The organism is Bacteroides sp. B1-V-101, from assembly GCF_023656585.1.
Lineage (GTDB): Bacteria > Bacteroidota > Bacteroidia > Bacteroidales > Bacteroidaceae > Bacteroides > Bacteroides thetaiotaomicron.
Map to the genome: position 1 here is coordinate 66,401 of NZ_JAMOKH010000018.1, position 12,159 is coordinate 78,559.

Annotated in this window: 7 protein-coding genes; 2 read left to right on the top strand and 5 right to left on the bottom strand. The window is 46.8% G+C overall.

The genetic code is table 11. The features are described from left to right. Positions 1-16: 16 nt before the first annotated feature. From NBH01_RS14860 to NBH01_RS14880, 5 genes are all read right to left on the bottom strand, one after another. Entirely contained in the window at positions 17-2,044 is a 2,028-nt protein-coding gene (locus NBH01_RS14860) for a RagB/SusD family nutrient uptake outer membrane protein (RefSeq protein WP_118337108.1), read from the bottom strand. A gap of 20 nt (positions 2,045-2,064) precedes the next feature. Beyond that, on the bottom strand, positions 2,065-5,193 hold the full coding sequence (locus NBH01_RS14865; RefSeq protein ID WP_225693576.1) for a SusC/RagA family TonB-linked outer membrane protein: 3,129 nt from the start codon (positions 5,191-5,193) through the stop codon (positions 2,065-2,067). Positions 5,194-5,208: 15 nt separating this feature from the next. Beyond that, a complete protein-coding gene (locus NBH01_RS14870; protein WP_225693578.1) occupies positions 5,209-6,534 on the bottom strand; it encodes an IPT/TIG domain-containing protein in 1,326 nt (441 codons plus the stop codon). 83 nt (positions 6,535-6,617) lie between these two features. Next, positions 6,618-7,709: an Sb-PDE family phosphodiesterase gene (locus tag NBH01_RS14875; RefSeq protein ID WP_008763592.1), complete on the bottom strand. Its 1,092-nt coding sequence runs from the start codon at positions 7,707-7,709 to the stop codon at positions 6,618-6,620. Between the two features lie 339 nt (positions 7,710-8,048). After that, a complete protein-coding gene (locus NBH01_RS14880) occupies positions 8,049-9,746 on the bottom strand; it encodes a Na/Pi cotransporter family protein (RefSeq protein ID WP_008765170.1) in 1,698 nt (565 codons plus the stop codon). A gap of 87 nt (positions 9,747-9,833) precedes the next feature. On the opposite strand from NBH01_RS14880, the gene NBH01_RS14885 reads away from it, so the two are divergent. Both NBH01_RS14885 and NBH01_RS14890 read left to right on the top strand, forming a co-directional pair. Then, the gene (locus NBH01_RS14885; protein ID WP_008763594.1) at positions 9,834-11,507 is read left to right on the top strand and encodes a nucleoside kinase; all 1,674 of its coding nucleotides are present in this window, start codon (positions 9,834-9,836) and stop codon (positions 11,505-11,507) included. A 201-nt stretch (positions 11,508-11,708) separates the two neighbouring features. Continuing rightward, positions 11,709-12,107 carry a hypothetical protein gene (locus NBH01_RS14890; protein ID WP_008763595.1) on the top strand — a complete coding sequence of 133 codons (399 nt, stop codon included), beginning with the start codon at positions 11,709-11,711 and terminating at the stop codon, positions 12,105-12,107. Positions 12,108-12,159: the final 52 nt, after the last annotated feature.

A 12,159-nucleotide genomic window follows, 5' to 3' on the forward strand; every position in this document is an offset into this window, starting at 1 on the left:
TTTTTTGTTATTTAGATTAATAACCCGGATTCTGGTCGAGAGAAGGCAGTCTTCTCATTTCGTTGCGTGGTATGGGCACCCAGACAGACCTTTTGTCAACCACCCTCGTCAGGAATGAGGAAGAACTAGGGATGACACGCTGGTAGTAGGTCTCTTTGGTTGCGCCGTCGGGATTCATTCCACGGATAGGTTCCTGCTCTGTTTCTTCATAAATACCCCAGCGGCGGACATCATAGAAACGTCTGTTTTCCCATAAAAACTCTACCATACGTTCGCGTTCTATCTGTTTCTGTACTTCCGGCGTACTGTTGAGTTGATTGGCTGTCAGCCCCGGCAGTCCGGCTCTGTAGCGGACTTGATTGAATGCTTTTTTAATTTCCTCTTTGTCCCTGCTCATGGTATAAGGTTGTCCGTCCAGTTCCACGGTGTGTGGCCCAGTCAGGTTGTTGAGTGCCTCCGCATACGATAGCAGGATTTCCGCGTAGCGGATAATGGGATAGGCTTTCTGGATATGGCGGGCTCCGGTGCCGGTCCAGGCATCCATCGGGTTATTGTACTTTTTGATTACGTATCCGGTGATGGGATAGTTGGGTGAGGTGGCGGTAACACCGCCACGACCGTCTTCATCCTGATAGTAGTACTTGGCTGTGTGGTTGTTGAGAGTCGAACTGGACAATGCCTGCCATACTGCCTCATTGAATCCTACAGACGCGTAGAACCGCATTTCACGATTGGCGTACATCTTATATACACCGGCGTTGAGGGGATAGCCGGAAAAGTTGCGCGGTTCGGAAGTGAAGCCTGTCTCCGAGTAATATCCGTCGGCGGCGGCTTCTTCTTTCGTACGGCCGTCGTCCATCAGATACGCGTCTACCACTTTCTGAGTGACGCAGAAACGTCCCCATCCACCCATCGAGGGAGGGAAAGAACCTTTGCTGATGGTTTCGTTGAGGTACGTCGTGTTTCTTCCCCATATCAATTCCGGATTGATAGACGCTACGGCTTCGCCGGTAAAGATGTCCGAATAAGATTTGAAAGGGTCTATTCCGTTGGCTCCGTTCGGGTAGGCGTCATAGAAATTGGGGTCGGAAGTGACTCCGGCGGGAAGTTCCGGCGTGTTGTCATCTTTTGCATACGTATAGAGCTTGTACGCTCCCATATCCATCACCCGTTTTGCGGCGGCGGCAGCTACTGCCCACCGGCTTTCGTCATATTGCTGGGAGACATAATGTACACCGTCGGTCTTGCGTTTCCAGTTGCCGAAATAGGAGCTGGCAACAGGCCCCCCGTTGAATAGCGGGCTGGCGTGTATCAGTCGCAGGCGGGCTACCAGGCCGAGTGCGGCTCCTTTGGTGGGACGTCCGAAGTCCAGTGTAGAAACATCCTGAGGCGAGGGCAGCAGCCGTGCCGCTTTTTCGAACTCCTCACAAGTATAGTTCATTGTTTCGTCATAGGTGGCTCTGGGGCGGTCGTAGTATTCGATAGGTTCGTTGGTATTCACTACTTCGTCTCCCAGCAAGATTGCCGGACCGTAATCGACCAAAAGATTGTAGTAGGCGAAGGCACGGATAAAGCGTGTGTATCCTTCCAGTCTGAGCCGTTCCGAGTTTGTCAGGTCTTTTGGGCGGTCGAGGTTTTGCAGGATGCTGTTGCACTTACGGATGATTTTGTAATACTTGCCCCATTGGTTCAGGTTGGGGGAGCCGTCTCCGAGGAAATCCTGTGTGATCTTTCCGTTGGCGAAATCCATGCCGTGATAGATATTGGCTGTTCCGCTTCCGGTCAGTCCGTTAAATCCTTCGTCGGTCGCCATCGGTCCCGGTGTGTACCCGTTACGGATGGTCTGTGCCTCATCCGGGAACATGGCTGCCGCTCCCCACATATACGCTTCCATATATCGGGCATTGGTGAAAACCGAGTCGATGTTGAATTCATCATCAAAGTAATTGTCTATGTTTAAGAAGTTGCTGCAGGACGTTACCAACATGACTGCCTGAACCAAGAAGAACATTCTTGCTGTTTTTTTTATTAGGGATGTTTTCATTCTATCGGGTGATGTATTTATTAGAGATTGACATATAATTGCAGGGAATAGGTGGAAGGGATGGGATATACACGGCCGTTCCAGCGTGCCTGCTCCGGATCGAAGAGTTTCACTTTATCCCATACATAGAGGTTGTTACCTACGAATTGGATATCCAGTGAGGAAACACCTATGCGTCTCAGAAATGCTGCTGCAAGATGGTAGTTCAGGGTGATTTCCTGCAGGCGTATGTAGCGTGAATCGCCCTGCCAAAAGGTGGACAACTGGCTGTTATTGCTGTTATTTCCATATTGCAGGCGCGGGAAACGTGCGTCCTTGTTTTCGGCAAGGGAAGGGTCGATCCCGTGTGCGATGGCATAATCTTTGGGAATCCATCGGTTGGCCGGATTGGCTGCCAGGGTGAGTACATTTCCGGTATTACCTTCGAAGAAAGGCATATATCCCATTCCGTTGAGGCGGGTTTCGTCGTTCACCGTCGTTTTTTGACCTACATAGAAAAAAGAGGTCTTGCCGGTTCCCTTGAACAATACACCCAAAGTCAGATTCTTGTAGCGGATTTCTGCCCCTAGTCCGTACATCAGCAGCGGGTAAGTGCTGTGCGTCAACGGCACCATGTCCAGCTTGTCCACCATACCGTCTCCATTGATATCCTTATATTTGATGTCACCGGGCATTACTTCCCCGAAAGTCTGCTTGGGACTGTATTTGATGTCATCTTCGTCTTTAAACAGTCCGACTGCCTGATATCCGCGGATGGAATTGTACGGGAAATTATTGTATTCCAGATAGGGATACTCCAGATAAGCCTGCTCCCAGTTCTGTACTTTATTTTTAGAGTAAGTGAAATTACCCCGTAAGGTGAAGCCGAAATCGGGAGTGAAATCCTGCGTGAAGCTGATGTTTCCGTCGGCACCGTAACTTTTCATTTTACCCACATTCGCGTATGGATTGGAGACCACTCCTACGAACTCGGGCACCTGTACGCGTTGCTGGAAAATACCGTTACGCTGATCATGGAAAATATCGACAACGAAATCGATCTTGTTATTAAACAACTTTCCTTCAATACCCACATTGGACTTGATGGCCTTTTCCCACGCCAGATTATCAGCTCCGATACGTGTCTCACCGATAATCTCGATGTCGGGAACGCCCCAAGCTGATCCGGTGCTTTCGTTCACTTTAGTAAGGTAAGGAAAGCGGACGTCGGTAATCCGGTCGTTACCTACCGAACCATACGAAGCTCTTATTTTAAGATAGTCGAGCCAAGGGAGCGCCTCTTGTATAAACTTGTAGCCGGTAGGTACCCAGCCCAATGCGACGGACGGGAAGAAACCGTATTGTCTGCCGGGCTGGAAGTTTTCGGAACCGGTATATCCGAAGTTGACGTCCAGCAGGTAAGTATCCTTGTAGCCATAAGTAAACCGGCTGGATACTCCCTGATAGCGCAAGGGAATGGCCGATAAATTACTTGTAGCGTCGTCCGTGTCTTTAGAATCGCTGATGTAATAATAGACCAGCGCGGATGTCCGGTGATCTGTACCGAAAAGCCGGTCATAATTGAGCGTAGCCTCAAAGTGGTATTTGCGGTACTGGCGGGTGGACTTGCTGTACGAGGCTTTTTTCTCCTGTACGGTCTCCTGCATGATGAGTGATCCGTCGCTTGCTCTGCCCAGCGCATTGTAGAGGGCCGGCTGCACGCTTCTCCGTTCATTGAAGTAGCTGTGGATATCGTATGCTCCCTGTACACGTAATTTAAGCCCGTTGATCAATTCGGAAAAGTCCTGATTGATTGCCAAAGTTGATTTGCCCTTGTACACTTCGTTGGCAGCCTTTCCCGTATGGTTGATCATGACATAAGGCGATGACAGCTCTCCGGCACCGCGTCCGGGCAGCATACCATTGGAATATTGGGTGGGAATGGACAATGGAGTAAGCCGCGACTGTGCTCCCCATATATATTCGGTATTGGCTACGCCGGGCTGATTCAACTGGGAGAGGAATCCGTCAGAACCCAAATAAACTTTCGTTGATTTGGTCAGGTTCACGTCTAGATTGATACGGTAATTATAGGTGTTGTAGCTGACGTTCGAACTGTATATACTGTTCTTGTCTACCTTGTAGGCCGCACTTTCGTTTTTACCTCCCAGGCTCAGAAAATAACGTGCCACATCGCTGCCGCCACGTCCGCTTACATAATAAGTGTGCCGCCAGAATGTTTTGTTGAGTATCTCATCCTGCCAGTTTACGTTGGGATAGAGGTCGGGGTCGAGACCGTCGCGTATAATTCCCATTTCCGTATCGTCATACAAAGGTGTTTCGTTCCGTACCGCTCTGGCTTCGTTTGCTAACTGCGCATACTCATAAGCTCCCAAATATTTCGGCAGACGGTTGAGGACGGACAGCGTGGTGTTGAAACGTCCGGTAATCTGAATTTTGCCCGAAAGGCCTTTCTTGGTGTTGACCAATACGACTCCGTTGGCTCCCCTTACTCCGTACACGGCAGTTGCCGACGCGTCTTTCAGGATGGAGAAACTTTCGACATCGGCAGGGTCGATGGTGTTGAGGTCGCCTTCCAGACCGTCAATCAGTACAAGGGCACTGCTGTTGGCTCCGAACGTACCGATACCACGTACCCAGAAATCGGCGATATTCTGACCGGGCTCGCCACTGCTCTGCAAGGAAATGACACCGGCTGCCCTGCCTCCCAACAAGTTACTGATGGAAGGGGAGGGGGACTGGATATCTTTAGTGCTGACCGTCGTAATGGCACCTACCGAACTGATTTTCCGCTGAACGTTTCCCAGTGCGACGACAACCACTTCATCAAGGGAATTGTTGTCTTCAAGCAGTGTGACCGTTAAGTCGGTTTGGGGTTTGATGGCCACATGCTCCGACGGTTTGAAGCCGATAAAAGAAAATATCATTTTGTCTCCATAAACCACTTTCAGCTTGAAATTACCGTCATTGTCGGTTGTGGTACCTTTGGAGGGCTTGTCTTTGATGTATACCGATACGCCGGGCATGGATAGCTTGTCCTTATCCACGACAGTTCCTGAAACGGTAAATTCCTGAACTTGCTGCGCGAAGGTTGTTGCCGAAAGCAATAAGCAGAACGACATTAAGTATAAAATCTGTTTGATTTTCATTGTGAGTTTACTTTGTTATTCGATAACCAATTTGCGAATGCGTGCATTACCCCAGTCTGCAATGTAAATGTCTCCCTGTTCATTGACAGCCACTCCCCAGGGATTCTTGAATAAGGACTCTACCGGTCCTCCGTCCTTGTATCCGGCGACGCCGGGCTGTCCGGCAACTGTCGTGACGATATTGTCGGCAGATATCATGCGGATGCAATGGTTGCCATAGTCGGCTACGAACATATTGCCGTCGTTGTCAAACTTGATATCCTTGGGATAATTGAAGAGGGCATCTTCAATCGGACCGTCACGGAAAGCGCTGCCGCCGGGAGCATTGAGACGCTTAAATCCGCCTGTTCCATCCGGATCGCGGAGGTCGAGCACCGAAATCCCTTGTCTGTATGCGGTAGGGGCGTTGGAGTGAAGCGTTATATACAGAAGCCAGGGCTTCGCAGGATTAATCGCCTGTCCGTATTGTGATCCGCTGGGACCTTGATGGATAATGTGTCCTTCGAATGTGTTGGGATCTATTTTAGCGATCTTTCCATCACGGTATCGTGTATATAGATAGCCGTCATAAGGGCAGAAGGTGACGAAATTCTTGTATCTGTCGGCATCTACGATTGAGTTCAGATCCGACTGTGAGTATTTTATGTTACGCTGGCGGGGATACCAGGCTTCACGCGGATCGAAGGTAAACGTCACTTCTTTGACTGACTCGTGTGCGGCGGTCAGTATTCCGGTGGTACGGTCCACCGTTAAGCCGTTGGCATATAAGATACGGTTGGCGGCATCTGCTTCAATGAGAGGAGTCACAATGTTCTGTTGTTCGTTTATCCGGGCGATTCCAAATGTACCGCCGTCACGCCATGACATGAAAAGATTGCCTTCGGCATCCAGATCAAGATATTTGCCATATACCTGAGCGGTGGAGAGTGTTCCGGCAAGGAAGCTCGTTTCACCGTTTCCGGTGACCGTGCTGACCAATGCCTGCGTATGATAAGCGTATGTTTCTTCGTAAGCGACAGAATCGGTGTCGACCACTACGGAGATACGGGGATTATCGCCCGGAAGGCGCGGTACAATGGCATAAATACGGCTTCCGCTTGATGAAACGACGGAGGCCCTGGCATTGTTGAAATATACTTTGATTTTACTCACGTCGGTGCCGAAGTTTTTTCCGTCCAGAAGAATTTTGTCACGTGCTCCGCCTTCTTTGGGATAGAAGGAGGTCAGTACAATCGGTTGATCGGCTTGGTGGGCTTTCTCGGTGGGCTCACTGTAGCTTTCGCAACTTGATAAATAGAAGAAAGCTACCAGCCAGCAGGCTAGGGATAAGTAACGATTCATAAAGTAATAATTTAAAATTAAACGATTATCCGCATGTAGTCCGTCGGATATCTTGATATTACATGGCTTTGATGACTGGAACTTTATAGTTTGATGGTGTAATCCAAACCTTTATCGGGGGCTACGATGAAGTTGGTAACTTCAAAATTGCAGTCACCTCCTTTGATACCGTTTTCAAACTTCACAGAGATTGTATGCTGCGTATGTGGTTTCAATGTCATTTCGCGGAAATAGACCAAAGAAGGATCATGTGCGGTCTTTTTCAGTTTCAGTACCAGATCGGTAGCGTTCATGACAGAAAATGTCACTTCTTTTTCGGTGCGTTTCACTTCTTTTATGTCTACGCATTTTTCAAAGAAGGGACGGAGGATTTCTTCACGCCCGATCACCAGTTCGCGGTAATAAACGGCAGTGCGGCGATTGTCGAGTGCTTCACGGATACCTTCCGGAGAACGTTCTTTGGCAAAGACAAACGTCATCGTGCGGTGTTCGCCTTTTGAAAAATCATAGTCTGTCTGGATAGGCTGGTGGATATCGGAAGTTCCTATCATGGTCAGATTCTTGTCCAGACACCATTGAATGGCTTCGGGCATGAAAAGACCACCGTTGGCTACTTCAATGCCGTGCATGCAGCCGTCATTGTAGAGTTGTGTATGCTCAGGCCACCACAGGGTGGAGTCCGGCTGCTGGCGTGCCCAGCCCGGATGATTCCAGAAGATAAAGGCTCCTTGTTTTTTTGCCTCATTGAAAGCGTCTTTATATGCCTTTTGTTCCAATGGATTGGAGTCGTTCAGGAAGATTGCATTAAAATGTCCCGGAGGCATGGAACGGGTGATTTCACTGCCTCTGATTAGAAGTATTCCTAACTTCTTCGCCTGCTTCTGAGACAGTTCATAAGAGCGGTTATGATCTGCTATAATGTCTTTTTTGTGCGGGCGGTACTCTATATGTTCTGTCAGAGAAATGGCATCCAGTCCTTCTCGATATGCTTCGTCTACACGTACGGTAGGCCATACTAGACCGTCCGAAAAAACACTGTGCATGTGAAAGTCACATTTTAAAGTAGTGTACCCGTTCAGATTGGGAACTTGAATCTCATTGCGGCGTTGCGCTTGTGCGCTCATTAAACACATTGCTGCCAGTGCAACTCCCATCAATACTTTTTTAATTTTCATTTCTTTTGCTTTAAATTAGAGATTTGGTTTTCTTTTGGAATGCCTTTGTCCGGTCATTGGAAAATGGTACTAAACATAGGCCCCTGTGTATTTTGGCGCAAATGTATATGCAAAAAAAAGACCTGCAATAGGCGCAGTAAAAGCTTAACGGGAACTTCACGGAAAAGAAATGTAATCGTAACGTCTGTAAAAAATGTAACGTCTTTGTAAAGTGTGAGTGTCCTTGTAAACGGACATGAGTTGTTTTGTCTGTGTGGAAATAAAAAAGAAATGGATAGTCAATTTTATGCTGCAACGCATAAATTGGCTATCCATTTCTTTGATTGAGTTCCTCTTTATTTAAGAGGCTTTCTTCTCTTTTACATCACTGCTGGCTTCTACCACATTCACTACATAGTCGCCCAGTTTCTCACATTCGGCGATAATATCCATATAATAGACTCCCATCTGATAATCATATTCCTTGTTGTTGACATCCAGAATATTCTGATTTTTCAGTTGGTTACGGTAGTTATTGATTTCGTTTTCGATGTTGAAAGACTTGTTGATATCAATGCTTTGGTGTTCCGGTTTCTCTACCACCACAATCATTTGTGCGAGGGCATCATCGGTCAGCTTCATCATGAAGTGGATGTGCTCGTATTGCTTTTCGGTAAAGTCCTGATTCGTCTGGCGTTTCCGGTTGATGGTGCGTGCCAGGTTGTAACAGCTGTCGCCGATACTTTCGATTTCCGTCACTTCGCGCAGCATGGCACGTATCTGCAACTTACTTTCAGAACTCAGACGCCCTTCGGATACCTGATTCAGATAATTGGCTATTTCAAGTTCCATGTTGTCGCTGATGTTCTCGTACTTTTCTACGCGGCTGAACAGCTTGTTAAAGTCATCGTCCTTTTCGGTGTGCATCAAGTCCTGCACCATTCCGAACATACGGTGGGTACGTTCTGCAAACAGGTGGATTTCCTTGCGTGCCTGCAGGATAGAAAGCTCCGCAGTAGAAAGCATACCGCCGGTGATAAACCGAAGGCGAGGTTCCTCGTCTTCCTCTTTCGGGTGGATTAATGCGCATACGGTGCGTTCGATCAGTTTCACTCCCCATATCAGGATACATACGTTACAGATATTAAAGATAGAGTGGAAAGCGGACAGTTTATAAGAAATGGCTACTTCCGGATTATTGCTCTGGAAGAAGGTATCCACTACCCAGTTGACCAGTTCCATGAAAGGATGGAAGATGATCAATACCCAGATCACACCGAACACATTAAAAACAAAATGGGCCAATGCTGCCCGCTTAGCCTGTGTATTGGCTGTTAATGCGGCAAGATTGGCCGTGATGGTAGTTCCGATGTTTTCGCCCAGTACGAGCGCTGCTCCCAGTTCCAGACTGATCCAGCCGTTGGCGCACATAATTAATGTGATTGCCATCGTGGCGGCTGAGGCCTGTACGATCATAGTCAGTATGGTACCGATGAATAAGAACAGGAGAATGGAGAAGAATCCCATATCCGTGTAGTTCTGTACGAAGGCGAGCATTTCCGGATTGGCGTTCAGGTCGGGAGCATTTGCTTTCAGGTAAGAAAGTCCCATGAAGAGGAAGGAAAAACCGAAAATGAATTCACCGATGGACTTGCGGTTGCTCTTGCCGGAGAAGATGAGCGGAAGGGCGATGGCCAGAAGTGGAAGAGCGAAGGCGGCCATATCAACCTTAAATCCGAAAATTGAAATAATCCATGCCGTAACCGTCGTACCGATATTGGCACCCATGATGACACTGATGGACTCGGCCAGTGTAAGCAAACCGGCGTTGACGAAACTGACGACCATTACTGTTGTCGCCGAGGAGGACTGGATAAGGGCTGTGATCAACACTCCTGTTAATACCCCCGTTACCCGATTGGTGGTCATAGCTGTCAGGATACTTCGTAGCCTGTCACCTGCGACTTTTTGTAAGCCCTCGCTCATTATCTTCATGCCATAAAGGAAGAGCCCTAACGAGCCTATGAGCTTTAAAAAATCATAAAAAGAATATTCCATCTATAATAATTTTAGTGGTTGTTTGTTCTCTATCTGATTACTAAGTATATTTAGTCCCATGTTATTCACCTTATTAAAAAGACTACGATGAAACAGATGTTACAAATATGTTGCAAAAATAATAATATTTATAAAGAATTCCCTATCGGAAGCTCACTTTTGGATATTTATTACGGTTTTAATCTTAATTTTCCTTATCAGGTAGTCAGTGCCAAGGTGAATAACCGTTCCGAAGGTCTCAATTTCAAAGTATATAATAACAAGGATATAGAGTTTCTGGATGTACGCGATTCATCCGGTATGCGTACGTATGTGCGGTCACTCTGCTTTGTCTTGTTCAAGGCTGTCAGTGAGCTTTTTCCCGAAGGGAAGCTGTTTGTGGAACACCCGGTCTCCAAAGGTTATTTCTGTAATCTGCGGATCGGTCGCCCTATTACATTGGAAGATGTGACGCGTATCAAACAGCGTATGCAGGAGATTATCGCAGAAAATATCTCTTATCACCGCATCGAATGCCATACGGCTGAGGCTGTACGGGTGTTCAGTGAACGCGGGATGAATGATAAGGTGAGGCTGCTCGAAACTTCCGGTTCACTATATACCTATTATTATACGCTGGGCGATACGGTCGATTATTATTATGGTAATCTGCTCCCCAGTACCGGATATATCAAGTTGTTCGACATCGTGAAATACTATGATGGCCTCTTGCTGCGCATTCCCAATAAAGAGAACCCGGATGTGCTGGAGGAAGTGGTGAAGCAGGAGAAGATGCTGGATGTATTTAAGGAGTATCTCAACTGGAGCTATATCATGGGACTTAATAACGCCGGCGACTTTAACCTCGCCTGCGAAGAAGGGCACGCTACGGATTTAATCAATGTAGCGGAAGCATTGCAGGAAAAGAAAATAGCCCAGATTGCCGATACGATCTTCCATCGTGGGGAAAACGGCGACCGGGTGAAACTGATTTTGATTTCCGGTCCGTCCTCTTCGGGAAAGACCACGTTCAGCAAACGTCTTTCCATCCAGTTGATGACGAACGGGCTCAAACCCTTCCCGATCTCCTTGGACAATTATTTCGTAGACCGTGAAGAGACACCTCTGGATGAAAACGGTAACTATGATTATGAGTCTCTGTATGCGCTCGATCTGGAATTGTTTAACCAGCAGTTACAGGCTTTGCTGCGCGGTGAGGAAGTGGAGCTTCCGCGTTTTAACTTCTCTCTGGGGAAGAAGGAATATAAAGGTGATAAACTGAAAATTGAGGATAATACGATTCTCATTCTGGAAGGTATTCATGCGTTGAATCCGGAACTGACACCGCATATCCCGGATGAAAAGAAGTTCAAAATTTATGTCTCGGCATTGACCACTATTTCTTTGGACGACCATAACTGGATTCCTACAACAGACAATCGTTTGCTTCGCCGCATTATCCGCGACTTTAATTATCGAGGATATTCGGCCCGCGAGACTATCTCCCGCTGGCCTAGTGTGCGTGCCGGCGAAGATAAATGGATATTCCCTTATCAGGAGAATGCGGATGTGATGTTCAATTCGGCGCTGTTGTTTGAATTTGCAGTGCTTCGCCTGCATGCGGAACCTATTTTGATGGGTGTTCCGCGCAATTGTCCGGAATATTGTGAGGCGTACCGGTTGCTGAAATTCATTAAATATTTCGTTCCGGTGCAAGATAAGGAAATTCCCCCGACGTCTTTACTCAGGGAGTTTTTGGGAGGAAGTAGCTTCAAATATTAGATAATAAATTTATTTAAGAGAATTATTTTGGAATTTATAGTTATTGTATAAATATAAGTTCGTAACTTCGCGCCGCAAAAAACAAGCGTGGCAATATGTTGTTGTATTCCAGGGAAAGGAAATAACTGTAAGATTAGACTTAAATAATGAACATTTGTACGTTCTTTCCGTTTATGTTATTACACAGCAAAAAAAGGGTATATGATATTTTATAACAATTTACTAGCGAAATGCTTTTTAGGGAAAAAGAAGCATTATTTTATGATAGGAGGGTTATTCTTTACTCGGTACAAGTATTTGGAAGTTTGGGAAGAAATGGAGTTAAGAATACATGCACGGCAATTCTGGGAGTGTTTTTTATTGACTTTAATCCCAGCATTGGGTTTGTCACTATGGTTTTCATGGTGGTGGATGGTGCTTCCGTTCATGACATATCACTTGCTTTACTGGTTTGAAAAAGCAATTAGTTCTCATTCGGTTTTTAACTGGGAGGCATTGACCTATTGTGGTGATGCCGTTTATATGAGAAAAAGAAAATCCTATGCCTGGATGAAATGGTATGGGAAGAAAACTTTTCCGAAATCGGAATGGGAAGATTAAAGGAATAGAGAGACGTTAAAACTCTCTTGCGGATTTATTCAGGCACGGCTTA

Excerpts from the sequence above, each read along its gene's own strand:
- NBH01_RS14860 (WP_118337108.1), bottom strand. The coding sequence starts at position 2,044 with ATGAAAACATCCCTAATAAAAAAAACAGCAAGAATGTTCTTCTTGGTT.
- NBH01_RS14880 (WP_008765170.1), bottom strand. The coding sequence starts at position 9,746 with ATGGAATATTCTTTTTATGATTTTTTAAAGCTCATAGGCTCGTTAGGG.
- NBH01_RS14865 (WP_225693576.1), bottom strand. The coding sequence starts at position 5,193 with ATGAAAATCAAACAGATTTTATACTTAATGTCGTTCTGCTTATTGCTT.
- NBH01_RS14875 (WP_008763592.1), bottom strand. The coding sequence starts at position 7,709 with ATGAAAATTAAAAAAGTATTGATGGGAGTTGCACTGGCAGCAATGTGT.
- NBH01_RS14870 (WP_225693578.1), bottom strand. The coding sequence starts at position 6,534 with ATGAATCGTTACTTATCCCTAGCCTGCTGGCTGGTAGCTTTCTTCTAT.
- NBH01_RS14885 (WP_008763594.1), top strand. The coding sequence starts at position 9,834 with ATGAAACAGATGTTACAAATATGTTGCAAAAATAATAATATTTATAAA.
- NBH01_RS14890 (WP_008763595.1), top strand. The coding sequence starts at position 11,709 with ATGATATTTTATAACAATTTACTAGCGAAATGCTTTTTAGGGAAAAAG.